This is a genomic window from Sinorhizobium sp. P24N7, from assembly GCF_042436655.1.
GTDB classification, from domain to species: Bacteria; Pseudomonadota; Alphaproteobacteria; order Rhizobiales; family Rhizobiaceae; genus Sinorhizobium; species Sinorhizobium meliloti_A.
Window position 1 is genome coordinate 94152 of the sequence record NZ_JBHMIW010000007.1, and the last position, 25701, is coordinate 119852.

24 protein-coding genes are annotated in these 25701 nt (G+C 63.0%); 13 read left to right on the forward strand and 11 right to left on the reverse strand.

The features are described 5' to 3' along the window. The 3 genes from ACFHWW_RS13855 to ACFHWW_RS13865 form a co-directional block, all read right to left on the reverse strand. Complete coding sequence (locus tag ACFHWW_RS13855) at positions 1 to 1506, reverse strand: inorganic phosphate transporter (protein WP_275596702.1); 1506 nt, start codon at positions 1504 to 1506, stop codon at positions 1 to 3. Positions 1507 to 1688: 182 nt separating this feature from the next. Further along, entirely contained in the window at positions 1689 to 2195 is a 507-nt protein-coding gene (locus tag ACFHWW_RS13860; RefSeq protein WP_275596701.1) for an NUDIX hydrolase, read from the reverse strand. Positions 2196 to 2468: 273 nt separating this feature from the next. Further along, entirely contained in the window at positions 2469 to 3260 is a 792-nt protein-coding gene (locus tag ACFHWW_RS13865; RefSeq protein ID WP_324762993.1) for a FadR/GntR family transcriptional regulator, read from the reverse strand. Between the two features lie 214 nt (positions 3261 to 3474). On the opposite strand from ACFHWW_RS13865, the gene ACFHWW_RS13870 reads away from it, so the two are divergent. Then, positions 3475 to 4743 carry a DUF3422 family protein gene (locus tag ACFHWW_RS13870; RefSeq protein WP_379938738.1) on the forward strand — a complete coding sequence of 423 codons (1269 nt, stop codon included), beginning with the start codon at positions 3475 to 3477 and terminating at the stop codon, positions 4741 to 4743. A 1-nt stretch (position 4744) separates the two neighbouring features. On the opposite strand, the gene ACFHWW_RS13875 is transcribed toward ACFHWW_RS13870, so the two are convergent. Beyond that, positions 4745 to 5641, reverse strand: a complete 897-nt coding sequence (locus tag ACFHWW_RS13875; protein ID WP_379938740.1) for a LysR family transcriptional regulator — start codon at positions 5639 to 5641, stop codon at positions 4745 to 4747. 199 nt (positions 5642 to 5840) lie between these two features. Here ACFHWW_RS13875 and ACFHWW_RS13880 point away from each other — a divergent pair, with 199 nt between their 5' ends. From ACFHWW_RS13880 to glcF, 3 genes are all read left to right on the forward strand, one after another. Further along, positions 5841 to 7280: an FAD-binding oxidoreductase gene (locus ACFHWW_RS13880; RefSeq protein WP_275596699.1), complete on the forward strand. Its 1440-nt coding sequence runs from the start codon at positions 5841 to 5843 to the stop codon at positions 7278 to 7280. Beyond that, complete coding sequence (gene glcE, locus ACFHWW_RS13885; RefSeq protein ID WP_379938743.1) at positions 7277 to 8494, forward strand: glycolate oxidase subunit GlcE; 1218 nt, start codon at positions 7277 to 7279, stop codon at positions 8492 to 8494. The genes ACFHWW_RS13880 and glcE overlap by 4 nt, the downstream gene beginning before the upstream one ends. Before the next feature lie 133 nt (positions 8495 to 8627). Beyond that, complete coding sequence (gene glcF / locus ACFHWW_RS13890) at positions 8628 to 9920, forward strand: glycolate oxidase subunit GlcF (protein WP_100669343.1); 1293 nt, start codon at positions 8628 to 8630, stop codon at positions 9918 to 9920. A gap of 152 nt (positions 9921 to 10072) precedes the next feature. On the opposite strand, the gene ACFHWW_RS13895 is transcribed toward glcF, so the two are convergent. Both ACFHWW_RS13895 and ACFHWW_RS13900 read right to left on the reverse strand, forming a co-directional pair. Further along, positions 10073 to 10768 carry a L,D-transpeptidase gene (locus tag ACFHWW_RS13895; RefSeq protein ID WP_100669341.1) on the reverse strand — a complete coding sequence of 232 codons (696 nt, stop codon included), beginning with the start codon at positions 10766 to 10768 and terminating at the stop codon, positions 10073 to 10075. A 183-nt stretch (positions 10769 to 10951) separates the two neighbouring features. Further along, positions 10952 to 11692: a L,D-transpeptidase gene (locus tag ACFHWW_RS13900; RefSeq protein ID WP_379938745.1), complete on the reverse strand. Its 741-nt coding sequence runs from the start codon at positions 11690 to 11692 to the stop codon at positions 10952 to 10954. Positions 11693 to 11980: 288 nt separating this feature from the next. On the opposite strand from ACFHWW_RS13900, the gene ACFHWW_RS13905 reads away from it, so the two are divergent. Continuing rightward, positions 11981 to 12616: a DNA-3-methyladenine glycosylase I gene (locus ACFHWW_RS13905; protein WP_379938747.1), complete on the forward strand. Its 636-nt coding sequence runs from the start codon at positions 11981 to 11983 to the stop codon at positions 12614 to 12616. Positions 12617 to 12688: 72 nt separating this feature from the next. Here ACFHWW_RS13905 and ACFHWW_RS13910 read toward each other — a convergent pair whose 3' ends face one another. From ACFHWW_RS13910 to ACFHWW_RS13920, 3 genes are all read right to left on the reverse strand, one after another. Next, complete coding sequence (locus tag ACFHWW_RS13910; RefSeq protein WP_018094332.1) at positions 12689 to 14146, reverse strand: NCS1 family nucleobase:cation symporter-1; 1458 nt, start codon at positions 14144 to 14146, stop codon at positions 12689 to 12691. A gap of 421 nt (positions 14147 to 14567) precedes the next feature. Continuing rightward, complete coding sequence (locus ACFHWW_RS13915; protein ID WP_379939032.1) at positions 14568 to 14954, reverse strand: DUF305 domain-containing protein; 387 nt, start codon at positions 14952 to 14954, stop codon at positions 14568 to 14570. Between the two features lie 75 nt (positions 14955 to 15029). Continuing rightward, positions 15030 to 15455 (reverse strand): hypothetical protein, encoded by a 426-nt coding sequence (locus ACFHWW_RS13920; RefSeq protein WP_100669329.1) that lies wholly within the window; start codon positions 15453 to 15455, stop codon positions 15030 to 15032. Between the two features lie 232 nt (positions 15456 to 15687). Between ACFHWW_RS13920 and hisS the strand changes: the two genes are divergently transcribed. From hisS to ACFHWW_RS13945, 5 genes are all read left to right on the forward strand, one after another. Next, a complete protein-coding gene (gene hisS, locus ACFHWW_RS13925) occupies positions 15688 to 17202 on the forward strand; it encodes a histidine--tRNA ligase (RefSeq protein ID WP_379938749.1) in 1515 nt (504 codons plus the stop codon). 5 nt (positions 17203 to 17207) lie between these two features. Next, positions 17208 to 18347 (forward strand): ATP phosphoribosyltransferase regulatory subunit, encoded by a 1140-nt coding sequence (locus ACFHWW_RS13930; RefSeq protein ID WP_379939034.1) that lies wholly within the window; start codon positions 17208 to 17210, stop codon positions 18345 to 18347. Beyond that, entirely contained in the window at positions 18344 to 19039 is a 696-nt protein-coding gene (hisG, locus tag ACFHWW_RS13935) for an ATP phosphoribosyltransferase (protein ID WP_379938751.1), read from the forward strand. The genes ACFHWW_RS13930 and hisG overlap by 4 nt, the downstream gene beginning before the upstream one ends. Positions 19040 to 19160: 121 nt before the next feature. After that, a complete protein-coding gene (locus ACFHWW_RS13940; RefSeq protein ID WP_324763000.1) occupies positions 19161 to 19868 on the forward strand; it encodes a glutathione binding-like protein in 708 nt (235 codons plus the stop codon). A 74-nt stretch (positions 19869 to 19942) separates the two neighbouring features. Further along, on the forward strand, positions 19943 to 21169 hold the full coding sequence (locus tag ACFHWW_RS13945) for an NAD(P)/FAD-dependent oxidoreductase (protein ID WP_379938753.1): 1227 nt from the start codon (positions 19943 to 19945) through the stop codon (positions 21167 to 21169). A 197-nt stretch (positions 21170 to 21366) separates the two neighbouring features. Here the strand turns inward: ACFHWW_RS13945 and groL are convergent, their stop codons facing one another. Together groL and groES are read right to left on the reverse strand one after the other, a co-directional pair. Further along, positions 21367 to 23004 (reverse strand): chaperonin GroEL, encoded by a 1638-nt coding sequence (gene groL, locus ACFHWW_RS13950; RefSeq protein ID WP_010968823.1) that lies wholly within the window; start codon positions 23002 to 23004, stop codon positions 21367 to 21369. 75 nt (positions 23005 to 23079) lie between these two features. Beyond that, positions 23080 to 23376, reverse strand: coding sequence for a co-chaperone GroES (gene groES / locus ACFHWW_RS13955; RefSeq protein WP_011970827.1), 297 nt, complete (start codon positions 23374 to 23376; stop codon positions 23080 to 23082). Positions 23377 to 23623: 247 nt separating this feature from the next. Here groES and ACFHWW_RS13960 point away from each other — a divergent pair, with 247 nt between their 5' ends. From ACFHWW_RS13960 to ACFHWW_RS13970, 3 genes are all read left to right on the forward strand, one after another. Then, complete coding sequence (locus tag ACFHWW_RS13960; RefSeq protein WP_157813643.1) at positions 23624 to 23764, forward strand: hypothetical protein; 141 nt, start codon at positions 23624 to 23626, stop codon at positions 23762 to 23764. A gap of 63 nt (positions 23765 to 23827) precedes the next feature. Then, positions 23828 to 24676, forward strand: a complete 849-nt coding sequence (locus ACFHWW_RS13965; RefSeq protein ID WP_100669317.1) for a TIGR01459 family HAD-type hydrolase — start codon at positions 23828 to 23830, stop codon at positions 24674 to 24676. 13 nt (positions 24677 to 24689) lie between these two features. After that, a complete protein-coding gene (locus ACFHWW_RS13970) occupies positions 24690 to 25673 on the forward strand; it encodes a bifunctional riboflavin kinase/FAD synthetase (protein WP_100669315.1) in 984 nt (327 codons plus the stop codon). Positions 25674 to 25701: the final 28 nt, after the last annotated feature.

Here is a 25701-nt window from a genome sequence, read left to right on the forward strand (position 1 = left end):
CTAGAGAAACAGACCGGAGAGGACGAGATAGAGAAAGGCCGAGAGCAGCGCCGACACGGGAACCGTGATGACCCAGGCGGCGACGATGGTCAGGAAGTGGGAGCGCCGCACCAGGCGCCGGCGGCGCACTTCCGCAAAGTTCGTCTCGCCCTTTTCCATGAATTCGGTCTGGCCCGTCTTGCGCCGGACATATTCGAGCCGCCGTTGCGAATGACGCGTGTACCACTCGCGAAAGAAGCCGACGCCGAACACGGCGCCGACCGCCGTGTGGGTGGAACTGATCGGCAGGCCGAGAGCCGAGGCAAGCAGAACCGTCACGGCGGTTGCAAGCGCCACGCAGAAGGCGCGCATAGGGTTGAGACGCGTGATTTCCTCGCCGACGACGCGGATCAGCAGCGGACCGTAGAGCAGAAGACCCACCGAAATGCCGAGTGCGCCGATGAGGAGTACCCAGAAGGGGGCCTCCGAATCCGCGGTCGAGATCACGCCGTCGACAGCCGAGACGATCGCCGACAGCGGGCCGATGGCGTTCGATACGTCGTTTGCGCCATGGGCGAAGGAGAGCAGGGCGGCCGAGAAGATGAGCGGCAGGCGGAACAGCTTGCGAAGCGACTGGTTGCGGTTTTCGAGACCTTCCGACTGGCGGTGGATCCACGGCCTCGACACGATATAGCAAGCGATCCCGGCCAGTCCGCCGATCGCCAGGCCGGTCGGAAGCGGAACGGAAGCCAGATGGTCGATTGCAAAGACCGCGACATAGGCCGTGAACGAACCGGCAGTGACGCCGAGGACGACAGGCATCCAACGCCGGGCGGCCGAGATCTTGTCATCGCGGTAGATGACGAACTCCTTCAGGAAGGCGAGGAAGAGTGCGGCAATGATCCCGCCGAGCACGGGCGAAATCGTCCAGCTCGCTGTGATGCCGGCGATCGCCCACCACTTGACGCTGGAAAGCCCGGCGGCGGCGACCCCTGCGCCGATAATGCCGCCGATGAGCGAATGCGTCGTCGAAACGGGCGCACGCGAGTAGGTCGCGATATTGATCCAGATCGCCGATGAGATAAGCGCCGAGAGCATCACCCAGACCAGCCCTTCGGCGCCGACTACCTGCGTGCCGTCGATGATCCCGGCCTCTACGGTCAGCGTGACCTTACGGCCGGCGATCAGCGCTCCGGCTATCTCGAACACCGCCGCAATCCCCAGCGCCACGGGCATCGATATCGCCTTTGCGCCGACCGCCGCTCCGACGTTGTTGGTGACGTCGTTGGCGCCGATGTTCATCGCCATGTAGCCCGCGACCGCCGCTGCTGCAACCACCACGGCCGCACCGGAGGCGCCGGTGAAATAGCTCGCCGCGAAACCCATGCTGAGGATCAGGAAGAGAGCGGCAAGTCCGGGAGCAGCCAATCTGCGCATGACGTGATGCGACGCTTCCTCGGCAAGGCTGAACTTGTCGAGATCCTTGTCGAGCGTCAGCTTTTCGAGGCGCGGTCGCGGCTTGGCCAATGGCTGTTCTCCAACTGTAATATTCGCCAGTAGCGGCACAAACGGGCGTATTCAAGAGGAATTGACGAGGGAGGCGAGGGGGTGCGGCCGGGGCGTTACCCGATCCGGCATGTCGCAGCCTGCGGCGAGCTTGCGCGTTCGACCAGTCGTCGGGGCGGATGCCGTGGGCTTCCGCCTCGCCGTCAGTTGCTGGAGGCTTTCGGCCGCTGCTCCGGGTCGGGGCCGAGGCGTTTGCCGAAATCGAGGATAAGCTCTTTCAGCGAAGGCTCTGCAACGCGCTTTGCCGCCTCACGATAGTCGACCCATTCCAGCCGCCTGCTGCCTTTCTCCGGGAAGTTCTTGCAGAAATCCTCGACTTCGAGCGCATGCACCTGCACCTTGCAGGAGATCTCCAGGCCGTGGTCCATCCGCTTCTGATAGACGTAGGCGCCGATGGCGGCCCTCTGCACCTTGCCCTTCACCCCGGCTTCCTCATAGGCCTCGCGCTCGGCGACCTCGTGTGCCTGCTTGCCCTGCATCGGCCACCCCTTGGGGATGACCCACCGGCCGGTGTCGCGGCTGGTGATCACCAGGATTTCCAGCGCATTCGTCTTCCTGGCAAGCCGATAGCACAGCGCCGCATACTGCATTCGCGCCGGGCGACGCAGCATGAGTTGCACATCAGAAGCGAGCCGGTGCAGAAAGTTCAAGATTCCCGATACTCCTCAACGAATCAGTGGTTAGTGCGCGCGACCCGAGTATGAACCGTCGCATGCCGCTGTAAATGCGTTCGTCAAACGCGCCGCATTCATTCGGATTCACGCTCTTCCTTTTCGGGACTATGCATCACCCAGCTAACGCAAAGCGCGGAGTCGCGGTTCCGACCGAACCACTGTCCCATGACCATATTTAGGAAATCGGCTGGAATTTTACCACGGGGCACTCGCCATCCGTACTTTTGCGCTTGTCGGGCGCGCGACGGGTCAGGAACCCGCGCGATCGCGCTGCTGCAGGCGCAGGCGGGCAATGCGCACCCACTCTCCGCTGCGCTCGGCCTCGCGCGCTGCCGTGGCGACGAAATCGATGTGGCTCTGCGCGGCCGCCTTGGCGGTTTGCGGATCGCCGACCATGATCGCCGCATAGATCGCCTCGTGCTGCGCGAGAAGCTGGTCGCGCGCGCCGGGCGCGTCGAAGACGGAATTGCGGTGGAAGAAGATGCCTTGGGTCAGCAGCCTGTAACAGGCTCTGAGGGTGTGAAGCAGGATGATATTATGAGCGCTTTCGCCAATGGCATTGTGCAGTTCGATATCGGCTTCGAGTTCTTCGGCGAAGTTGCCGCTCTCGTGTGCGGCGCGCATGCGCTTGATGACGCGGGTAAGAATGTCGCGGTCGAAGTCGGTTGCGCGGGTCGCCGCCAGTTCCGCCGTCAAGCCTTCGAGTTCGCGCCTGTATTCGAGATAGTCCTGGGTCGCCTTGTGGTGGCGTCCGATGAGCTCGATCAGGGGTTTGGAAAAGATCTGGCCGACCACGTCGGCGACGAACGTGCCGCCGCCATGCCGGCTTTCGACGAGACCGCGCGCCTCCAACTCCTTGAGCGCCTCACGCAGGATCGGCCGCGACACGTCGAAGCGCCTGGAGAGTTCTCGCTCGCCCGGCAAGCGATCGCCGTCGCGTAATACGCCCTCGAGGATCAGAAGCTCGATCTGCTGCACCACCTCGTCGGCCGTCCGGCCATGGCTGATGCGGGCATAAAGGTCGTCCTGGTCTTCGGTCACGGCCACGTCTCCCGGAGCGCCAAGGGCTTTGTGCACAGGTGTCGCCGGCCTCCGCTTCCATTCGGCAATCTAACAGGACCGATCAAGTGGTCAAATTGATTGTCCACTCTGCCGGTGTTGACAAAGATCGAACTGCGTCAAAGCGCCCTGTTCTTTTTACCTTATCCGTTGATAAGAAGGTGATGATGAACGCGTGAGGGGGAAGAAGCGCTTCATGCCAAAGGGCAGTTTTGCATTTCCGGTGGCGCCCATGCGCGCCCAGGCGCTCGGCGAGGTCCATTCACGGCCCTATGCACTGGTGACGACTCCGCGCGTCATCTTTCAACTCGCCTTCATGACGGAGGGCGGGTCGATCGTCGATCACGCCGTGATGTCCGAGTTGTCGCGCTCGCGCGGCATCGCCCCGCCCGGTCGCGACGCCAATCACCACGCGATCCCCTGGGGACAGGGAACGCTGCGCTGGGAGCGGCACACGGAATTCTCCACCTATTTCTGGGACGCGCCCGCGCCGGAAAGCTTCGGCGGCGAGGTGCCGATCCATCCTTTCGGCGACGGCTTTTCGCCTCCGGGCTCGCTGATTTCCGGAGTTCGTCTGGAAATCCGTCCCGATACGCCGGAGACCCGCGAGGCGATCGCGGCCTTCGATCCCACGAGCCTCTGTTACAGCGAAACCAAGAATGGCCAGGCGGTGCTCCTGACCGACTTTCGCCAGAACGGCGACGGGCTGACCCAGGTGCTGGTCATCGATCGCGGCATGACGGAGGCGGGAACCGGCGCCCTGGTGCAGCGCCTGCTCGACATCGAGACCTACCGCACGCTCGCCATTCTCGGCCTGCCGCTTGCTCAGTCGCTGTCGCCGGAGATCCGCCACACCGAGGACGGCCTGACGGCGGTGACTCAGCGCATGAAGGAAAACGTCCGCGAGGAGGCTGACGAGATGCTGGCGGAGATCACCCGCCTTGCCGCCGATCTCGAAGCGGGTGCCGCCCTCAGCCTCTATCGCTTCGGCGCCAGCCGCGCCTATTACGGCATTGTCCAGGAACGCATCCGCACGCTTTCCGAGACGCCGGTGCCCGGTTACGAGACCATCGGCACCTTCCTCGAGCGCAGGCTGGCGCCGGCAATGCGCACCTGTCAGTCGGTCGAGGAGCGGCAGGCGAATCTCTCGCGCAAGCTCGCCCGCGCTACGGCTCTCCTGAGAAGCTGGATCGACGTCGAACTGGAACGGCAGAACAGCGCCCTGTTGAATTCGATGGATCGCCGCGCCAAGCTGCAATTGCGCCTGCAGCAGACCGTCGAAGGATTGTCGGTGGCGGCGATTTCCTATTATGTCGTCGGGCTCTTCGGCTACCTCGCCAAGGCCGTCAGTCATGAAATACCCGTTGACCCCGGTCTCCTGACGGGCCTCGCCGTTCCCTTCGCGGTCGCCGGGGTCTGGCTGGTGGTGCGGCGCATTCGCCGCCATCACGACGAGCACGGATAGTCTATTGCTCCCAGTAGGGCACCGGGCCGTAGAGTGCGGCGAGATAGTCGATGAACTGCCTGACCTTGGCCGGCAGGAATTGCCGGCTCGGATAGACCGCCGAAAGCGTCAGCTTGTGCGATCCTTCCCATTGCGGCAGCACCTGAACCAGGCGCCCCTCCCGAAGTTCCCTGCCGATGTCCCAGGTGGACCGCAGGGCGATGCCGGCACCGGCAATCACCGCTTCGCGGATGATTTCCGACGAGTTGGTGACGAGCGGTCCCTCCGGCCGATAGGAGAGGCTGCCGTCAGGCCCCTCCAGCTTCCAGTTGTCGTTGTTGTGCGCAGGCAGACAGATGTGATGCGCGAGTTCGCCGATCTCCGTCGGCGTTCCATGACGGGCGACATAGCTCGGCGCCGCGCAGAGAAGCCGGCGCACCGGCGCGAGCTTGCGGGCGACGAGGCTCGAATCGCTGAGTTCGCCTATTCGGATGGCGAGGTCGAAACCTTCTGCGACGATGTCGGTGAAATCGTCGGTCAGCACGATGTGCAGCTTCAGGTCGGGATGGTCCTTCATGAAACCGGTCAGATGCGGTGCGATGTGCATGCGCCCGAAGGAAGTCGGCGCGGAAATGCGCAGCGTCCCCTGGACCTGGGACGAACGGCCCGAGGCATAGGCCTCCGCTTCCTCCAGCCCGGCGAGAATGCCGAGAACGCGGTCATAGAAACCCTGGCCGGCCTCCGTCAGCGAAATCTGCCGCGTCGTGCGCTGCAGGAGCCGCGTGCCCAGCCTGTCTTCGAGCCGCTTGATACGTTTGGAAATCACGGCTGCGGAAAAACCGAGCGCGCGTCCCGCCGCCGACATGCTGCCGGTCGACACCACCCGCGCAAAAATTTCGAGATCGCCTAGATTCGTCATCAATCCTGATCATTGTTTCCAAAGGCGAAAAGATCATTAACATTTGCCGGGTGTCCGTCCAGCCCTGTAAAAGGTTAGAGCGGGATGCGATGAGGTCATTGCTTGTGTATGTCCTCGTCTCAAGTCCGCCGCACACTTTTGGGCGACATGCATTAGTGGTAAGCAAAAAATACCACTTTGCTGTGAATGGGAGGCGCTCATGCCGGAGACGATCGGCTTTCTTAAGCCAAGGCAGGCCGTCCTCGACCGTCGGCGGGAAATCGTCGCCGATCTTGCCGATCTGTTGCCGGAAGGCGGCCTCATCAGCGACGAGCGCGGCCTCAAGCCCTTCGAGACGGATGCGTTTATCGCCTATCGGCGGATGCCGCTCGCGGTCGTCCTTCCTCAGACGACGGAGCAGGTGGCCGCGGTGCTCAAATATTGCAGCCGCTACGGCATTCCGATCGTGCCGCGGGGCGCCGGCACCTCGCTCTCCGGCGGCGCCATTCCTCAGGAGGACGCGATCGTCGTCGGTCTGTCGAAGATGTCGCGCATCCTGGATATCGATCTGTTCAACCGCACGGCGACGGTTCAGGCGGGCGTGACCAATCTCAATATTTCCGATGCAGTTTCGGCCGACGGCTTCTTCTATGCGCCGGATCCGAGTTCGCAGCTCGCCTGCACCATAGGCGGGAACATCGGGATGAATTCCGGCGGCGCGCACTGTCTGAAGTACGGGGTTACGACCAACAACCTTCTGGGTGTCAAGATGGTGCTTTTCGACGGCACCGTGATCGAACTCGGCGGCAAGGCGCTCGACGCGCCGGGATACGACCTGCTTGGGCTCGTCTGCGGTTCGGAGGGGCAGCTCGGCATCATCACGGAAGCGACGGTGCGGCTGATTGCGAAGCCCGAGGGAGCGCGGCCCGTCCTCTTCGGGTTTGCCTCCTCCGAGTCCGCCGGCAGCTGCGTCGCCGATATCATCGGATCGGGCATCATCCCCGTCGCAATCGAATTCATGGACAAGCCGGCGATCGAGATCTGCGAGGCTTTCGCCCAGGCCGGCTATCCCCTCGACGTCGAAGCATTGCTGATCGTCGAAGTGGAAGGTTCCGAGGCCGAAATGGATGCCATGCTCGCCGGCATCATCGAGATCGCCCGCCGCCACGGCGTGATGACGATCAAGGAATCGCAATCGGCTCTGGAAGCGGCACTGATCTGGAAGGGGCGTAAGTCGGCCTTCGGCGCAACCGGCCGGATTGCCGATTATATCTGCATGGACGGAACGGTGCCGCTGAGCCAGCTCTCCCATGTGTTGAGGCGGACCGGCGAGATCGTCGCCGGCTACGGCCTGCGCGTTGCGAATGTCTTCCATGCCGGCGACGGCAACATGCATCCGCTGATCCTCTACAACATCAATGATCCGGAGGAAGCTGCCCGCGCGGAAGCTGCCGGCAACGACATACTGAAGCTCTGTGTCGAGGCGGGCGGCTGCCTGACCGGGGAACACGGCGTCGGCATCGAGAAACGCGATCTGATGCTGCACCAGTACAGCAGGGCCGATCTCGGCCAGCAGATGGCGGCGCGCGCCGCCTTCGATCCGCAATGGCTTATGAACCCGTCGAAGGTGTTTCCGCTCGAAGGGCGGCCCGCGGCATGATCGTCCATTTCGAGCCGGCAAGCGAGGAGGGGATCGCGTCCGTCGTGCGGTCCGCGGCGGCCGAGCGCGTCACGCTCGCCGTGGTCGGCGGCGGCACGCGCGCAGGCCTCGGCAACCCCACGCGTGCGGACAGAACGCTCTCGACCAGGCGCCTTTCCGGCATCGTCACCTATGACCCGGCCGAGATGACCATGAGTGCGCTTGCCGGAACGCCGCTCGCCGAAGTCGAGGCGGCACTGCACGCCAAGGGCCAGATGCTCTCCTTCGAACCGATGGACCACCGGTCGATTTTCGCAACGACGGGCGAACCGACGATAGGCGGGGTCTTCGCCGCCAATGTCTCCGGGCCTCGCCGCTACGTCGCCGGTGCCGCTCGCGACAGCCTGCTCGGGGTGCGTTTCGTCAATGGCCGGGGAGAACTCATCAAGGCCGGCGGTCGGGTGATGAAGAACGTGACCGGGCTCGATCTCGTCAAGCTCATGGCGGGATCCTACGGCACGCTCGGCATTCTGACCGAAGTCACCTTCAAGGTGCAGCCACTCCCGCCGGCGGCGGCGACCGTCGTCGTCTCCGGGCTGAACGATGCGGAAGCCGCTGCGGTGATGGCGGAGGCCATGGCGCAGCCGGTGGAGGTTTCGGGTGCGTCGCATCTGCCGGAAAGCGTGCGCAGCCGCTTTCTCGACGGCGTATTGCCGGATGGCGCCGCAACGGTGCTCCGGCTCGAAGGCCTCGCGGCATCCGTTGCCATTCGGGCGCAGAAGCTCGGCGAAAAACTGTCGCGCTTCGGGCGGATTTCGCAACTCGACGAGGCGCAGACAGGAACCCTCTGGACGGAAATCCGCGATGTGAAGCCTTATGCCGATGGCACCAGACGGCCTTTGTGGCGCGTATCGGTCGCCCCTTCGGCGGGCCATCAGCTCGTCGCCGCATTGCGCCTGCAGACCGGTGTCGATGCGTTCTACGACTGGCAGGGCGGTCTGGTCTGGCTGCGCATGGAGGCAGACCCGGAGGCGGAACTGCTCCGCCGTTATATTGGCGCGGTCGGCGGCGGACATGCGGCGCTTCTGCGTGCCGACGAGGAGGCGCGCGGCCGCATTCCGGCCTTCGAACCGCAATCCCCGGCCGTGGCACAATTATCGGAACGCATCCGCGCCCAATTCGACCCCTCGGGCATATTCAATCCAGGGCGCGCGGCCGCGTTGGTCCAGAACTAGGCGAAGGGACCTTTCGCCATCGTGCGGTCTAAAAGATCGGCCTAAGACGAAGAGAATCGATCATGACGATTTCCGGCCCGCCCGACGGAGATCAAAGTGATCCAAGGCGCAAGGCGCCACATGGAGTACTCGGTTGCAGACCAACTTCTCCCCTGAGCAGCTCGCCGACCCGCATGTCGCCGAATCCGAAACGATCCTGCGCAAATGCGTGCATTGCGGTTTCTGCACGGCCACTTGTCCGACCTACGTGGTTCTCGGCGACGAACTCGACAGTCCGCGCGGGCGGATCTATCTGATCAAGGACATGCTCGAAAACGGCCGTGCGGCAGACAGCGAGACGGTCACCCATATCGACCGCTGTCTCTCGTGTCTTTCCTGCCTGACCACCTGTCCTTCGGGTGTAGACTACATGCATCTTGTCGACCACGCCCGCGCCCATATCGAGAAGACCTACAAGCGGCCGTTCAAGGACCGGCTCGCCCGCGCCGTCATTGCCGCCACTCTTCCTTATCCGTCGCGGTTCCGGCTGGCGCTCGGGGCTGCCGGTCTTGCGCGCCCGCTCGCCGGATTGCTGAAGAGGGTTCCCTTCCTCAGGACCTTCGGCGTCATGCTCGATCTGGCGCCGAGCGCGCTGCCGGTATCGCGGGGGGCAAAGCCGGCGGTCTACGCGGCAAAAGGCACGCCGCGCGCCCGCGTCGCGCTTCTGACCGGCTGCGCGCAGCCGGTGCTGCGGCCGGAAATCAACGATGCGACCATCCGTCTGCTCACGGGCCAAGGAGTCGAGGTCGTCGTTTCGGCGGGAGAGGGCTGTTGCGGGGCACTCGTCCATCACATGGGACGGGATGAGGCGGGGCTGAAGGCTGCTCGGCACAACATCGATGTCTGGCTGAAGGCGGCGGAGGAGGATGGGCTCGACGCCATCATCATTACCGCATCCGGCTGCGGGACGACGATCAAGGATTACGGCCATATGCTGCGGCTCGACCCGGCCTATGCGGAGAAGGCGGCGAGGGTTTCCGCGCTGGCCAAGGACGTCACCGAATATCTCGCGACCCTCGACCTGCCGGAGCAGGGGGCACGGAATCTCACCGTTGCCTACCACTCCGCATGCTCGATGCAGCATGGGCAGAAAATCACCGCGGCACCGAAGCAGCTCCTTAAACGGGCGGGCTTTTCGGTTCGCGAGCCGGCGGAGGGGCATCTCTGTTGCGGTTCGGCCGGCACCTACAACATTCTGCAGCCGGAGATCTCGGCGAAGCTGAAGGCGCGGAAGGTGAGAAATATAGAGGCGACCAAGCCTGAAGTGATCGCCACCGGGAATATCGGCTGCATCACGCAGATCGCCAGCGGCACGGAGATACCGATCCTGCACACGGTGGAGCTGCTCGACTGGGCCTATGGCGGTCCAAAGCCGGCGGGGTTGTGACAGTCAGGGGGTGAGCAGGGGACCCTCATCCGCCTGCCGGCACCTTCTCCTATTTTGAGTGCGAGAAGGGACTCGCGGAAAGGTCCCTGTCCCCTCTCCCCGCGTGCGGGAAGAGGGCTGGTCCTCGGGTGAGGAGAGGTCCAGTGCCGCCGTCAGCCGCCGAAAATGGTGCGGAAAATGTCGACGCCGCGATCGTCGAAATAGGTGTCGCCGGGCTTGCTGCCGGGGCCGATGACGACGACTTTCGTGCCGATCCCGGCGCGCTCATAGAGGTGTTCGACATCCTCGTTCATCATCCGGATGCAGCCCGAGGACATGTTCTGGCCGATGGTCCAGGGCTGGTTGGTCCCGTGGATACGGAAGATCGTGTCGCGGCCACCCTTGTAGAGATAGAGCGCGCGGGCGCCGAGCGGATTGTCGATGCCGCCGGGCTGCGTGATCGGCAGGATGCGGCCATTCGCTCTCTCGCGCACGCGCATCTCGGCCGGCGGCGTCCAGCTCGGCCATTCGGCCTTTCGGCCAACCTTGACGACACCGGACCAGCCGAAGCCGTCGCGGCCGACGCCGATGCCATAGCGCGTCGCCCGGTTCGGGCCGTCGATGTAATAAAGATACTTGCTGTTGGTATCGACGATGATGGTGCCGGGAGCCTCGTCCGTGCGGAAGCGCACCTTGGTGCGCCAGTATCTCTGAGGCGGCTTCTTCTGCTTGGCGACTTGAATGATGTCGGAACTTTTTACGCCCGCGCCGACAGTATCGGCCGGAGTAAATGCCGAAGCGTTTCCGGAGACAAGAAGAGCAGCGGCCGCAACTGCAAGCGCGGCCATCCCCGTGACATGACGTCTCATTACGATTTCCCTCTGAACCCTCGTTGCAAGCAAGCCACGCGATTTAACCGCAAGTGGGCGCCCGCGATACATTCTATAGTGCAACGATTTCGACGAGACTTGTATCTGAGGGAACATCTGTTGCTTCAAAACCACGGTTTGCGGCGATGAAGAGGGAAAAGAAGTATTGTGCATCCATGGTCGCTATATCACGACGACTTTTGTGCCGACCTTAACTCTCTCATAGAGATCGACCACGTCCTCGTTACGCATGCGGATACAGCCGGAGGAAACGCCGTAGCCGATCGTCCAGGGTGCATTGGTGCCGTGGATGCGGTAGAGCGTCGAGCCCAGATACATGGCGCGAGCGCCGAGCGGATTCTCCGGTCCGCCGTCCATCCGCGCCGGCAGATAGTGGCCCCGCGCTGCCTCACGCGCGATCATTTCCTGCGGCGGCGTCCAGTTGGGCCACTCGGCCTTGCGCGTGATCCTGTGCTCTCCCGCCCATTCGAAGCCAGGCTTGCCGACTCCGACGCCGTAGCGCCGCGCATCGCCGTTGCCGGTGACGAGATAGAGAAAGCGGTTGTTGGTGTCGATGACGATGGTCCCGGGCTTCTCCTTCGTCTCGTAAGCGACCATCTGCGGGAGGAACTGCGGATCGATTCTCGACTTTGCCGGCTTCTGTCTGCGCGCGATCGAGGCTGGCTGAACGGCCGCGTTGGCGAGGTGACGGCTGAGCTCGCGCCGCTCGACCCGCTTTCGGGTGGTCGTGGGAACCTGCTGGCGATAGACCACGCGCTTGCCCGTCAGCTGCATCACCCAGGGGGCGGTCAGATCCGGGCTGACGATGACAGGCGGACGGTTTTGATACCGGTCCTGTGCGCCTGCAACCCCGGAAAGGATCGAAAAGAAGCATGCGGCAAAACAAAGGGATTTCTTCAGCATCGGACGGACTCGCTACTTGGCGGGAACAATCTGGAGGAGCCCGGGTGAGTTGCCCCGCCAAGGCCCTTGCGTTCAATTCAATGGGGCGGAGCTCTGGGGAAATCGCATGCGCGTTCCAGTGCTCCGGCAATGGCGGGATGCTCTCATCTGTCCGCAACCGAACCGTAAACGGTGCGGCGCTCAAGGGCGGCCTCGGCAATAAAGCTTTGGGTAGGGTTATTCGCCTCTTTATCGATGTGGTTTGCAAATGGTAAATGGAACAAAAGAGAAACGATGGAGAGAGGCGAAATGGCAGCCAGGGGCTTGATTACGGGGGAAGACGGCCTTGATCGCTGTGCCTGGCACGGCAATCTGCAGGATTACCGCCGCTATCATGACGAAGAATGGGGCCGGCCGGTCGCCGATGATCACAGGTTGTTCGAAAAGATATGCCTCGAAGGCTTTCAGTCGGGCCTCTCCTGGCTGACGATCCTGAGAAAGCGCGATGCGTTTCGCGCCGCATTTGCGGGCTTCGATTTCGACAAGGTCGCCGAGTTCGGCGAGGAGGACGTCGAGCGTTGCCTCGCCGATACCGGCATCGTTCGCCATCGCGGCAAGATCGTCTCGACCATCAACAATGCCCGCCGGGCGAAGGAGCTGCGCGCGGAATTCGGTTCACTGGCGGCCTATTTCTGGTCGCATGAGCCCGATGGAAGCGAGCGTCCGAAGACCGTCGATTTCGAGACCCTCATCGCCAATCCGACGACGCCGGCCTCAGTGCGGATTTCGAAGGATCTGAAGAAGCGTGGCTGGACCTTTGTCGGCCCGACCACCGTCTATGCCTTCATGCAGGCGATGGGCCTCGTCAACGACCATATCGAGGGCTGCTTCTGCCGCGCGCCGATAGAGGACCTGCGCCGGCGCTTCGCACGTCCGGCGGCCTGATTGCCGCATCCGGCAAGAACATCGCCCTCCCCATTCGACGGGAGGGCGATGTTCTCTGATAGCAGTAGACTATCAAGGTTGGGCCGGGTATGGCCTGGCCGATTTGAAGGAGCGGAGCGCGTAGTATATCGCACCCGCTATGGCGACGCCGAAGAACCAGCCGTAGACGCCCCACCATGCCGGCATGACGGATGTAAGCCCCGGCAGGATCGAGGAGAAGACGATCCCGATGCCGGCGGCGATCAGCGCGTTGACGTGCCAGCCGTTCTCGAAGCGGAACTCGCCGTGTTCGCGGTAGAGCGCCTCCACATCCACGCGGCCCTTCCGGATGAGGTAGTAGTCGACCATCATGACGCCGAAGATCGGGCCCATCGTATTACCGATCATGTTGACGAAGTGCGCGGCCCCGCCTTCCCAAGGCGCGAATGGATAGAGCGCGAGGGCGATCAGCGCCGCGATATAGCCACCCTTCTTGAAGTCGATGTGCTTGGGAAAGACGTTGGCGAAGTCGAAGGCGGGCGAGACGAAGTTGGCGACGACGTTGATGCCGAGAGTCGCCACCGCGAAGGTCAGTGCGGCGAGCAGCGCCAGGAACCAGCTGTCGAACTTGGCCGAGATCTGGTCGGGGTGCAGCAGCACCTCGCCATAGACATTGAAGGCGGCGATGGTTGTAACGCCGGCGACCAGCGAGAACAGGATGAGGTTGACGGGCAGGCCCCAGAGGTTGCCGACCTTCAGCGACCGTTCGCTCGGGCAGTAGCGCGAGAAGTCGCAGAAATTGAGATAGAGCGCGGAGAAATAGGTCACCCAGATCGCGGCCACTGCGCCAAGCGCGGCGAACGACCCCGGTAGGCCCGGCACGCCGGCATTCTTGGTCTTTTCAAGCAACACGTCCATCGGGATCGTGTGGCTGAACGAGAAGCCGCCCGCCTTGACGACGAGATAGATCGCAAGCAGCAGCATCATCACCCAGACTGCTGGACCGGCCCAGTCCTGGAACTTTCGAACCGTCTCCATGCCGTTCTGGATGATCAGCAGTTGAAGACCCCAAACGACGACGTAGCAGACGAGTTCGAGGGTGGAATGACCGAGCATGTGGCTCGACTGGTGGAACTGAAGCAGGCTTTCATTGCGGACAAGCAGCGCGACGATGGCGCCCGAGGCTGCCGCCGTCTGGGCGCCGTACCAAAAGCACGCGACGATGGCGCGGACGATTGCCGGGAAGTTCGCGCCCCAGATACCGAAGGACGCCCGGGCCAGGACCGGGAAGGGCACGCCGGTGCGCACGCCGGCAACGCCGACAAGCTGCATCAGGAAGAAGATGATGAGCGAGCCGATGCCGATGGCCAGGAGGAAGTTCATAAAGCTGCCGCAGAAGAGAAACAGGCTGGCGGCAAGATAGTAGCCCCACAGGCTGTGCACGTCCGATGTCCAGACGTTGAAAATGGAGAATGCGCCCCAGTTGCGTTCTTTGGCGGGCGCGAGGTCTTCGTTGTACAATTGTGGAGATGCACCGGGTGGTATCGTCATCGTTTCCCCTCTTGACGTCATGGCACCTGTGCCTATGGAAGAGGAGCTTGCCGCCCACTGTCAATATCGCTGCGGGCTCAAAGTGCTACAGCGACCTTTGCGCGGCTCATAAGACGCGCGGCGCTGTAGGAAACGTATCGGAGGACTGCATCCTCTCCACCCTCATCCCTGTGCTTGTCACAGGGATCCAGCAGCGCCGCGTCTGCGGCGCGGGAAGCATTCTTTCAGCCCAAGGACTTGGTCTGGCTGGATTCCTGTGACAAGCACAGGAATGAGGAAATCAAACAAGCGCGGCCGGTGGCCCGAAACTCAACAGGCCTTAGAGCGGAATGAGGAAAAGTGTGCGCCGCCCGCATGCCGCTCTTCTTGGAATCGATCACGTTCATGCTTTTAGGTCGACCCGACCTAAGAGCATCGTGATCTAGCCGCCATTGCCGGCCAGCCATTCCTTCATCATCCTGATCTCTGCTTCCTGGGCCTTGATGATGTCATCAGCGAGTTTGCGGATCGCTTCGTCCTTGCCGTGTTCGAGTTCGACCTTCGCCATGTCGATCGCTCCCTGGTGGTGAGCGATCATGGCGCGTACGAAATCGAGATCGGCATTGCCGCTGAAGGTGATATCCATGTCCTTGTGCATCTTGGCGTTCGCCTCGGCGAAGGCCTTGCTCGACGGGGACGCGTCCCCCGCCGCGCCGCTCTCTGCCGAACCGTGATGCATGCTGCCGTGGTCGGTTTCCTGCGCCAGCACGGGAACAGCAGCGAGCGTGGCGGCGAGAAACAGGGCAGACAGGGATCGTTTGAGGACCATTTCGTTTCCTTTCATCGAGTCCGCCGCTCACAGGGGCGGACAGAATGCGAAGATGATGGAAATTGGCACGCGCCGTCAGGCGTCCGGATTGTCGCTATCCGGAAGGGCGAACACGCCTTCGAGCGAACCCTCTGCGCCCTCGTCCGTAAGTGTCGAATTGCCGATGCAATAGAGCGGGGAAGGATGTCCCGTTATGCCGCGGACGGTGGTCGAGAAGCAGAAGGACGAGGAGCTTTCCGTCGCCTGTTCCAGAATGTTCAGGATCGTGGACCGGTCGCCTCTGTCATAGGCCCTGACAAGGTCGACGATGCCGCAGGGATTGCGCCGCAGACCGAGGAGGGCAGCGGTTTTGGAACCTATCATGAAGGCGCCGCTGGAAAGGTCGCAGCGCCATGGCTCCACCAGGCAGCCCGCCTGCGAGACGCGGCGGGTCCAGGCTCTGTGCGTCTCCGGACTCAAAGGTTTTATGGATCCGGATCCCGGTGTCATGAAGTTCAGCATATCGCTCAGTCCCCAAAGTCGGCCTCGATCTGCTGCGTAACCTATACGCGTAAATGGCGAGATTTACAATCACGGCATTGTGATCGGGCCTTTCGCGCAGGAACGCATGCAACGCCGCAATGTTCCGCAAGCCTGGACGCGCGCGGTCTTGCGGCTTGTCGCCGCCCTTGCCGCCCCTGCCATGATCCGGTAGGGAAGGCACCGACCAAGCTTGAAGTCCGGAATGCTTTCAATGAATGAAAAACAGAAGAAAACGCAGAAGCTCAGGGCACGCCTGCCGCGCGGCTTCGTCGACCGGTCGGCCGCGGACATTCGCGCCGTCGACGAGATGATCGCGAAAATCCGCGAAGTCTACGAACGTTACGGCTTCGATCCGGTCGAGACGCCGCTTTTCGAATATACCGACGCGCTCGGCAAGTTCCTGCCCGACAGCGACCGGCCGAATGAAGGTGTCTTTTCGCTGACCGACGACGACGACCAGTGGCTGAGCCTGCGCTACGATCTGACCGCGCCTCTCGCACGTCACGTGGCCGAGAATTTCAACGAAATCCAGCTTCCCTATCGTACCTATCGCGCCGGTTACGTTTTCCGCAACGAGAAGCCGGGCCCGGGCCGCTTCCGCCAGTTCATGCAGTTCGATGCCGATACGGTCGGTGCCGCCGGTGTACAGGCCGATGCCGAAATGTGCATGATGATGGCCGACACGATGGAGGCGCTCGGCATTGCCCGCGGCGATTACGTGATCCGCGTCAACAACCGCAAGGTACTCGACGGCGTTCTGGAGGCGATCGGGCTCGGCGGAGTCGAGCAGACGAATACGCGGCTGACGGTGCTGCGCGCCATCGACAAGCTCGACAAGTTCGGTCCGCAAGGGGTGCGGCTGTTGCTGGGTGAAGGGCGCAAGGACGAGAGCGGCGACTTCACCAAGGGCGCCGGGCTGAACGAGGAGCAGATCGGCAAGATCCTTTTCTTCGTTGGGATCACGGACTATGCGAGCAGCGCGGACGATCTGGCGGCGCTCGTCGCCGGAACGGCTCGCGGCGCCGAGGGCGTCACCGAGTTGAACACAATCCGCAGCCTTGTACTCAGTGCCGGTTACGAGGCGGACCGCATCAAGATCGACCCCTCCGTCGTGCGCGGCCTCGAATATTATACCGGCCCGGTCTTCGAAGCGGAGTTGCAGTTCGCCGTCACCAATGAAAAGGGCGAGAAGGTCGTCTTCGGCTCCGTCGGCGGGGGCGGCCGCTACGACGGCCTCGTGTCGCGCTTCATGGGTCAGCCGGTGCCGGCGACCGGCTTCTCCATCGGCGTGTCGCGGCTGATGACGGCACTCAAGAATCTGGGCAAGCTGGGCGCCGAACAGGTCACCGCTCCGGTTGTCGTTTGCGTCATGGATCGCGATATCGAAAGCATGGGGCGTTACCAGCGCTTCGTGCAGGATCTGCGGCATGCCGGCATCCGCGCCGAAATGTACCAGGGCAACAAGAAGAACTTCGGCGACCAGCTCAAATATGCCGACCGTCGCGGATCGCCGATCGCCGTGATTCAGGGGGGCGACGAGCGCGCCTCCGGCGTTGTGCAGATCAAGGACCTGATCGAAGGCAAGCGCCTTTCGGGCGAAATCGAGGATAATGTCGCCTGGCGCGAGGCGCGTGTCGCGCAGGTTTCCGTCCCGGAAGGCGAACTCGTCGCGAAGGTGCGCGAAATTCTGGCGGAACAGGCCGAGGACCGGAAAAGGGCGGGTTGACCGCAATGCCTCTGATCAATCTTCCCGCCTTTGCCGGTGACCTTCTCGCAGATTTCGAGCGGCGGAACACGCTGCGCGTCGATACGCCGGTCATCCAGCCGGCGGAGCCTTTCCTCGACATGGCCGGCGAAGATCTGCGCCGGCGCATTTTCATGACCGAGAGCGAGACCGGCGAGAGCCTTTGCCTGCGCCCCGAGTTCACCATTCCCGTCTGCCTCCGCCATATCGAGACCGCAACCGGTACGCCGCAGCGTTACGCCTACCTGGGCGAGGTGTTCCGGCAGCGCCGCGAAGGATCGAGTGAATTCTACCAGGCGGGCATCGAAGACCTTGGCGATCCGGATACGGCCGCTGCCGACGCCCGCGTGGTCGGCGACGCTATGTTCGTCCTCGCCAACCGGTTGCCGGGCGAGCGGCTGAACGTGACGCTCGGCGACCAGTCGGTGTTCGAAGCGGTGATTGCCGCATGCGGCCTGCCCGGGGGCTGGCAGAAGCGCCTCATCCATGCCTTCGGCGATCAAAAGCAGTTGGAACGGCTTCTGGCGGCGCTCGCCGATCCGAAGTCGCCCGGCGTCTTCGGTCACGACGTCGAGCGCGTCGCGGCGCTCGGCATGCTCGAGGACGAGGAGCGGCTCGTCGCCCATATCGGCGAGACGATGAAGGCGACCGGCTATTCGACCAATGCGAGCCGCTCGCCCCGCGATATAGCGCGGCGCCTGAAGGAAAAAGTCGAACTCGCCGCCACCCGGCTGGACAAGGAGGCGCTCGGCGTCATGCGCGCGTTCCTGGCTTTCGATCTGCCGCTTGCCGATGCTCCGGCGGCGCTCCACCGCTTCGCCGGCAAGGCGCGCCTGAAGATCGATGATGCGCTGGCGCTTTTCGACGCGCGCGTGGCCGCGCTTGCAAGGACCGGCGCCGATCCCGGTCTGATGCGCTACCGCGCCGCCTTCGGCCGGCCGCTTGATTACTACACCGGGCTCGTCTTCGAAATCGGGGTCGAAGGCACGCCGGCGGTGCTCGCCGGCGGCGGCCGGTTCGACCGCCTTTTGACTTTGCTCGGTGCCCGCGAGCATATTCCGGCCGTCGGCTTTTCCCTCTGGCTCGACCGGATAGAACAGGCGATCGCTGCGGGGAGGGCGGAATGACCGTCACCATTGCGCTGCCCTCCAAGGGGCGAATGAAGGATGAGGCCTCGGCGATCTTCGAACGCGCCGGAATGAAGATTGCGGCAGTCGGCAGCGACCGGTCCTATCGCGGCCGCGTTGAAGGGTGGGACGACGTCGAGATCGCCTATTTGTCCGCCTCGGAAATCGCCCGTGAGATCGGCAGCGGCGCGGTCGATTTCGGCGTCACGGGCGAGGATCTCGTGCGCGAAGGCCTGGCGGACGCCGACACCCGGGTCGACTTCGCCGCCCGGCTCGGCTTCGGTCACGCCGATGTGGTCGTCGCAGTACCCGAGATCTGGTACGACGTCGACACGATGGCCGATCTCGGCGATGTCGCCGCGGACTTCCGCGCCCGCCATGGCCGCCGGCTTGCGATCGCCACCAAATACTGGCGTCTGACGCAGCATTTCTTCTCGGGCAGCCACGGCATCCAGCTCTACCGCATCGTCGAGAGCCTGGGAGCGACCGAAGGCGCGCCCGCGTCCGGCTCCTCCGACATCATCGTCGACATCACCTCGACGGGCTCGACGCTCAAGGCCAACCATCTGAAGATCCTTTCTGACGGCGTGATCCTGCGCTCCGAGGCCTGCCTCGTGCGGGCGCGCAAGGCCACCCACGAGGGCAATCCGGTGATCGACCGCATCGTTGCTGCCGTGCGGGCCGTGCTCTGAGCGCGAGGACGGCGAAGGTGAAGGCCGGCAAATTTGCCTTCGACCCTGACAAATGCAACCGGCGCTCCCTATGTTGGGGCGGCAGAACACCCTTTCGATTTCCCACCTAGAGGCATCCGTCATGGCTGATCTTTCTTCGTTTCCGATCACGGCTCGCTGGCCGGCGAAAAGTCCCGATATCATCCAGCTCTATTCGCTCCCGACGCCGAACGGCGTTAAGGTCTCGATCGCCCTCGAAGAACTGGGCCTTGCCTATGAGGCTCACCGCATTTCCTTCGATACCAACGAGCAGAAGTCGCCCGAATTCCTGTCGCTCAATCCGAACGGCCGCATTCCGGCGATCATCGATCCGAACGGACCGGACGGAAAGCCGATCGGCCTCTTCGAATCCGGCGCGATTCTGATCTATCTTGCAGAAAAGACCGGCAAGCTCCTCCCGGCGGATGCGGCCCGCCGTTACGAGACGCTGTGCTGGGTGATGTTCCAGATGGGCGGCATCGGACCGATGTTCGGGCAGTTCGGCCATTTCTTCAAATTTGCCGCCGACAAGGTCGCCAACAACCCCTATCCGGTTCAGCGCTATCGCGACGAAGCGAAGCGTCTTCTCGGCGTCCTTGAAGCGCGGCTCGAGGGCCGTCAATGGCTGATGGGGGACGAATACACCATCGCCGACATCGCGACCTATCCTTGGGTGGAAGGGGCTCGCAAGTTCTATGGCGGCGCCGAGGTGCTCGACTATAAGAGCTTCCCGAACGTCATGGACTGGGTGGATCGCGGCCTGGCACGCCCCGCCGCCCAAAAGGGCATGGAGATCCCGCGCAAGGAGTAGTTTCGGGCGGGGCCTCCGCCGGAGATTGACCGGGTGCCGGCCGGGAGGATAGCGATGGGCAGAGATTGAGACGGATGGAGCAGGTGTCGGGAAGACTTGTTGTTGTCGGTGGCGGTCAAGCCGCATTCGCTTTGGTCGCCAAGCTTCGCGCCCTCAAGGACATGCGTCCGATCACCGTGGTTGCCGCCGAAGCGAGCCTGCCCTACCAGCGGCCGCCGCTCTCCAAGAAATATCTGCTGCGCGAAATGACCCTCGATCGCCTGCTTTACCGGCCGGAGCCCTGGTATGCGGAGCACGAGATCGACATACGTCTTTCGACCGCCGCGACGGCGATCGATCGCGCCGCCAAACGCGTGACGCTCAGCGATGGCTCCAAGCTTGCCTATGAGACGCTTGCCCTCGCGACCGGCGCCACGCCGCGTCGGCTGCCGGCTGCGGCGGGCGGCGATCTCGCGGGCGTTTTCGTCGTGCGCGATTTCCGGGATGCCGACCGGCTGGCAGAGGAGATGCAGCCCGGCCGGCGGGTGCTGGTCGTCGGTGGCGGCTACATCGGCCTCGAGGCTGCGGCGGTTGCCCGGACCACGGGGCTCGAGGTCACAGTCATCGAAATGGCCGACCGGATCCTTCAGCGTGTCGCCTCCGGCGCCACCTCGGCGATCGTCCGCGAAATTCACCGCTCGCACGGCGTCGATATACGTGAACGCACAGGGCTCCATCGTCTGATCGGCGACAACGGCCGCGTTACGGCGGCGGAACTCTCCGACGGCTCCGTCATTCCCGTCGATATCGTGATCGTCGGCATTGGCGTGGCGGCGAATGATGCGCTGGCGCACGAAGCCGGCATCGAAACCGCAAACGGCATTGTCGTCGACAGCCATGGCCGGACCTCAGATCCAACGATCTTCGCCATGGGCGACTGCGCCGTCCTGCCGTGGGACGGCATGCGCATCCGCCTCGAATCCGTGCAGAATGCCGTCGACCAGGCGGAAGCGGTTGCCGCGGTTCTCGCGGGCAGCACCGAACCCTACGACCCGAAGCCCTGGTTCTGGTCCGACCAGTACGACGTCAAACTGCAGATTGCCGGCTTCGGCCTCGGCCACGACGAAACGCTCGTCCGCCAGGGCCAGCGCGAGGGCAGCGTCTCGGTCTGGTATTTCCGCCAGGGCAAGCTGGTCGCCGTCGATGCTATCAACGACGCCAAGGCCTATGTGACGGGAAAGAAGCTTCTCGAGGCGGGCGCCACGCCGGACCGTGTGCTGCTCGCCAATCCGCAGGTCGATCTGAAGGCATTGCTGACGTAGAGCACTTCCAGGAGAAGTGTGTAACGATTTTCCGTCCGGAAATGCGTTGGACCAAAGGGTCAGAGCATTTCAGTGTTTCCATGAAACATTGAAATGCTCCAGCGCGGCCGCATGCGCTCCGGCATTATAAAACAAAAAAGGGCGGCTCGAGAGCCGCCCTTCGGATCCGGATGGATCGTGCTAAGGCTGTCGCCTTATCACATCATGTCCATTCCGCCCATTCCGCCCATGCCGCCCGGCATTGCCGGAGCGTCCTTCTTGGGCAGTTCGGCGATCATGGCTTCGGTGGTGATGAGCAGCGAAGCAACCGAGGCTGCGTCCTGAAGCGCTGTGCGAACGACCTTGACCGGGTCGATGATGCCCATGGCGATCATGTCGCCATATTCGCCGGTCTGGGCGTTGTAGCCGAAGTCGTCGGTGTTCTTCTCGAGGATCTTGCCGACAACGATGGATGCTTCGTCGCCAGCGTTTTCGACGATCTGACGGGCCGGAGACTGCAGAGCGCGGCGAACGATGTTGACGCCGGCGTCCTGATCGTCGTTTTCACCCTTGACGGTGATCTTGACGGAAGAACGCAGCAGGGCAACACCGCCGCCCGGTACGATGCCTTCCTGAACTGCAGCGCGCGTCGCGTTGAGGGCGTCGTCGATGCGGTCCTTCTTTTCCTTCACTTCGACTTCCGTCGCACCGCCGACGCGGATGACGGCGACGCCGCCGGCGAGCTTGGCAAGGCGCTCCTGCAGCTTCTCACGGTCGTAGTCGGAGGTGGTTTCTTCGATCTGGGCCTTGATCTGAGCGACGCGGCCTTCGATGTCGGACTTCTGGCCGGCACCGTCGACGATCGTCGTGTTTTCCTTGGTGATCGAAACCTTCTTCGCGCGGCCGAGCATGTCGAGCGTGACGCTTTCGAGCTTGATGCCGAGGTCTTCCGAGATCACCGTGCCGCCCGTCAGGATGGCGATGTCTTCGAGCATGGCCTTGCGGCGGTCGCCGAAGCCCGGGGCCTTGACGGCAGCGATCTTCAGGCCGCCACGCAGCTTGTTGACGACGAGCGTTGCGAGTGCTTCGCCTTCGACGTCTTCAGCGATGATGAGGAGCGGCTTGCCGGTCTGAACGACGGCTTCGAGAACCGGGAGCATCGCCTGCAGGTTGGAGAGCTTCTTCTCGTGCAGGAGAATGAAAGCGTCTTCCAGGTCGGCGACCATCTTTTCCGGGTTGGTGACGAAGTAGGGCGACAGGTAGCCGCGGTCGAACTGCATGCCTTCGACGACTTCGAGCTCGGTTTCGGCGGTCTTGGCTTCTTCAACCGTGATGACGCCTTCGTTGCCGACCTTCTGCATCGCTTCGGCGATGTCGAGACCGATCTGCTTTTCGCCGTTTGCCGAGATCGTTCCGACCTGGGCGACTTCGTCCGAGGTGTTGATCTTCTTGGCCTTGGCGAGCAGGTCCTTGACGACTTCGGCGACAGCCAGGTCGATACCGCGCTTCAAGTCCATCGGGTTCATGCCGGCGGCAACGGCCTTCGCGCCTTCGCGAACGATCGCCTGGGCGAGAACGGTTGCAGTCGTCGTGCCGTCACCGGCGATGTCGTTGGTCTTCGAAGCGACTTCGCGGACCATCTGGGCGCCCATGTTCTCGAACTTGTCTTCGAGTTCGATCTCCTTGGCGACCGAAACGCCGTCCTTGGTGATGCGCGGCGCGCCGAACGACTTGTCGATAACGACATTGCGGCCCTTCGGGCCGAGCGTCACCTTGACTGCGTCGGCGAGGATGTCGACGCCGCGCAGCATCTTTTCGCGCGCGCTGCGGCCGAACTTGACTTCTTTAGCTGCCATTTTGAAAGCTCCTGGTTTCGAAACTCCGGAACTGGTCCGGTTTCAAATTACGGAATTTGAAGGGGTGCCGGCCGATCAGCCGATGACGCCCATGATGTCGGCTTCCTTCATGATCAGAAGGTCTTCGCCGTCGATCTTGACTTCGGTGCCGGACCACTTGCCGAACAGAATGCGGTCGCCGGCCTTGACGTCGAGCGGAACAACCTTGCCGCTTTCGTCGCGGGCACCCGAACCGACAGCCACGATCTCGCCTTCCTGCGGCTTTTCCTTAGCGGTGTCCGGAATGATGATGCCGCCCTTGGTCTTTTCTTCAGACTCGACGCGGCGGACGACAACGCGGTCGTGCAGCGGACGGAAATTGGTGCTTGCCATTGTCTAATCCCTCGATCAAATGACACTGCGGGTCGCGAATGGACCCGCCGGATGGGTGTTAGCACTCTTATCAAGTGAGTGCTAGCGCCAGCCGAGATAAGGGTGGCCGTGAAATGAGTCAAGGATCGGTTCCGAGATTTTTTGCCGGCCGTGATCGTTGACAGCGCCGAGCCCCCGCCGCGGCTTGTTTGATTATCTCATCCCTGGAAGAGGCGAGACTGCAGGATCCGTTTCCTGCCAAAGGAACATGCCGGAGACCGCGCAGTCGCCACGCGAGGAATTCAAGCGCATCGCCATGCGCGCGGGCAAAACCGACCTGAGCTTCGACGCGCCGCTTCCTGGAATTGCTTTAAAATCCTTGGGAAGTGCCGCGTTTTTCTCGGCGTGAGGCTTGTATTCTTGCCCCTTCCTTGCGATGTCAGCCGGAAAGCCGAGTTTGCAGGAAGCCAGCATGGCCGTCAGGATCAATAGTTTTCGGGAAATCGCCGGTCGTTACGACGTGGTCCTTTGCGACGTCTGGGGCGTGCTTCACAACGGCATTCAAGCCTTTGCATCCGCCTGCGAAGCGCTGGCCGAGGCGCGCGCCCAGGGGCTGACCGTCGTTCTCATCACCAATTCACCCCGGCCGCATCCGGGCGTCACGGTGCAAATCCGCGGCCTCGGCGTCCCCGACGAAGCCTACGACCGTATCGTGACCTCCGGCGACGTGACGCAGGCGCTGATTGCGGCGGCCGACAAACGCATCTTCTTCATCGGAGCCGACCGGGATCTGCCGCTGCTCGAAGGGCTCGGCACCGAGATCGTGTCCGCCGACGAGGCCGAGACGATCGTCTGCGCCGGCTTCTACGACGATGAGACCGAGACGCCCGAGCACTACCGCGCGACGCTGACGGGGCTCGCCAAGCGGAAAATACCGTTCATCTGCGCCAACCCCGATCTTGTCGTGGAGCGCGGGCATAGGCTCATCCCCTGTGCCGGTGCCATCGCCAAACTCTATGAAGAGCTCGGCGGCGAGGCACGCATTGCCGGCAAGCCCTATATCGCGATCTATCAGGCCGCTCTCGCGCAGGCCAAGGCCGCCAGGGGCAATTTCGATCTTTCGCGCGTCATAGCCATCGGTGACGGGATGCCGACCGACGTCAAGGGCGCGCAGGATGCCGGCTTCGACCTGCTCTACATCAGCGCGGGCATCCATGCGCAGGAATACATGCACGAAAGCCGCACCGACGAAGCGAGGCTCATGGCCTTCCTGAGGCAGAATGGGGCGCAGCCGAAATGGTGGATGCCGCGGCTGGCATGACGGGACGATCGGCATGACCGTTTTTCACCGCAACGAGACCCGCGATCCGCTGCCCGAACATCTACGCGGCGGTGTGGTCGCGATCGGCAATTTCGACGGCGTGCATCGCGGCCATCAGTCGGTGCTGAACCGCGCGCTGGAGGAGGCGGTGAAGCGGGCCGTTCCGGCGCTCGTGCTCACCTTCGAGCCGCATCCGCGTACCGTGTTCCGGCCCGACGCGCCGGTGTTCCGCCTCACCCCGGCACCGCTGAAAGCCCGCATACTCGAGGGAATGGGATTCGGTGCCGTCATCGAATATCCTTTCGACCGGAGCTTTTCGGAGCTTTCGGCCTCCGACTTCATTCATAGCATCCTGCGCGAATGGCTGCACGCCTCCCATGTCGTCACCGGTTTCGATTTCCATTTCGGCAAGGGGCGGGAAGGCGGGCCGGCCTTCCTGATGGCGGCCGGGGAGCGCGAGGGATTCGGCGTGACGCTTGTGGATGCATTCCGCGACGAAAACGCCGCCGTGATATCCTCGAGTTTCATCCGCTCCCTGCTGGCCGAGGGCGACGTTTCGCACGCGGCCGGGCTGCTTGGCTATCGCTATACGGTCGAAGCCGAAGTCATCGACGGCAAGAAGCTCGGCCGCACGCTCGGCTATCCGACCGCGAACATGCGCCTGCCGCCCGAGGCGGAGCTGAAAAGCGGCATCTATGCGGTGCGTTTCCGGAGGGCGGACGGGTCGCTCCATGACGGTGTCGCAAGCTTCGGCCGTCGCCCGACCGTCGACAGCGACGGCGAAGCCTTGCTGGAGACCTTCGTTTTCGATTTCTCCGCGGATCTCTACGGCGAGATCTGCGCCGTATCCTTCTTCGGCCGGTTGCGAGACGAACTCAAGTTCGACGGTCTGGAGCCATTGATGGTCCAGATGCGCAAGGACGAGAGCGAGGCGCGCGCGCTGCTTGCGGGCGTTCAGCCCCTGAGCGAGATCGACCGCAGGCTCAATTTCGCCTGAGCGGCGGCAGGGCCTTACGCCACCCGAT

What these genes read in the sequence shown, in the direction of transcription:
- ACFHWW_RS13870 (WP_379938738.1), top strand. Translation starts at nt 3,475, where the DNA reads ATGCCAAAGGGCAGTTTTGCATTTCCGGTGGCGCCCATGCGCGCCCAG.
- ACFHWW_RS13875 (WP_379938740.1), bottom strand. Translation starts at nt 5,641, where the DNA reads ATGACGAATCTAGGCGATCTCGAAATTTTTGCGCGGGTGGTGTCGACC.
- ACFHWW_RS13880 (WP_275596699.1), top strand. Translation starts at nt 5,841, where the DNA reads ATGCCGGAGACGATCGGCTTTCTTAAGCCAAGGCAGGCCGTCCTCGAC.
- glcE (WP_379938743.1), top strand. Translation starts at nt 7,277, where the DNA reads ATGATCGTCCATTTCGAGCCGGCAAGCGAGGAGGGGATCGCGTCCGTC.
- ACFHWW_RS13895 (WP_100669341.1), bottom strand. Translation starts at nt 10,768, where the DNA reads ATGAGACGTCATGTCACGGGGATGGCCGCGCTTGCAGTTGCGGCCGCT.
- ACFHWW_RS13900 (WP_379938745.1), bottom strand. Translation starts at nt 11,692, where the DNA reads ATGCTGAAGAAATCCCTTTGTTTTGCCGCATGCTTCTTTTCGATCCTT.
- ACFHWW_RS13905 (WP_379938747.1), top strand. Translation starts at nt 11,981, where the DNA reads ATGGCAGCCAGGGGCTTGATTACGGGGGAAGACGGCCTTGATCGCTGT.
- ACFHWW_RS13910 (WP_018094332.1), bottom strand. Translation starts at nt 14,146, where the DNA reads ATGACGATACCACCCGGTGCATCTCCACAATTGTACAACGAAGACCTC.
- ACFHWW_RS13915 (WP_379939032.1), bottom strand. Translation starts at nt 14,954, where the DNA reads ATGGTCCTCAAACGATCCCTGTCTGCCCTGTTTCTCGCCGCCACGCTC.
- ACFHWW_RS13920 (WP_100669329.1), bottom strand. Translation starts at nt 15,455, where the DNA reads ATGCTGAACTTCATGACACCGGGATCCGGATCCATAAAACCTTTGAGT.
- hisS (WP_379938749.1), top strand. Translation starts at nt 15,688, where the DNA reads ATGAATGAAAAACAGAAGAAAACGCAGAAGCTCAGGGCACGCCTGCCG.
- ACFHWW_RS13930 (WP_379939034.1), top strand. Translation starts at nt 17,208, where the DNA reads ATGCCTCTGATCAATCTTCCCGCCTTTGCCGGTGACCTTCTCGCAGAT.
- hisG (WP_379938751.1), top strand. Translation starts at nt 18,344, where the DNA reads ATGACCGTCACCATTGCGCTGCCCTCCAAGGGGCGAATGAAGGATGAG.
- ACFHWW_RS13940 (WP_324763000.1), top strand. Translation starts at nt 19,161, where the DNA reads ATGGCTGATCTTTCTTCGTTTCCGATCACGGCTCGCTGGCCGGCGAAA.
- ACFHWW_RS13945 (WP_379938753.1), top strand. Translation starts at nt 19,943, where the DNA reads ATGGAGCAGGTGTCGGGAAGACTTGTTGTTGTCGGTGGCGGTCAAGCC.
- groL (WP_010968823.1), bottom strand. Translation starts at nt 23,004, where the DNA reads ATGGCAGCTAAAGAAGTCAAGTTCGGCCGCAGCGCGCGCGAAAAGATG.
- groES (WP_011970827.1), bottom strand. Translation starts at nt 23,376, where the DNA reads ATGGCAAGCACCAATTTCCGTCCGCTGCACGACCGCGTTGTCGTCCGC.
- ACFHWW_RS13960 (WP_157813643.1), top strand. Translation starts at nt 23,624, where the DNA reads ATGCCGGAGACCGCGCAGTCGCCACGCGAGGAATTCAAGCGCATCGCC.
- ACFHWW_RS13965 (WP_100669317.1), top strand. Translation starts at nt 23,828, where the DNA reads ATGGCCGTCAGGATCAATAGTTTTCGGGAAATCGCCGGTCGTTACGAC.
- ACFHWW_RS13970 (WP_100669315.1), top strand. Translation starts at nt 24,690, where the DNA reads ATGACCGTTTTTCACCGCAACGAGACCCGCGATCCGCTGCCCGAACAT.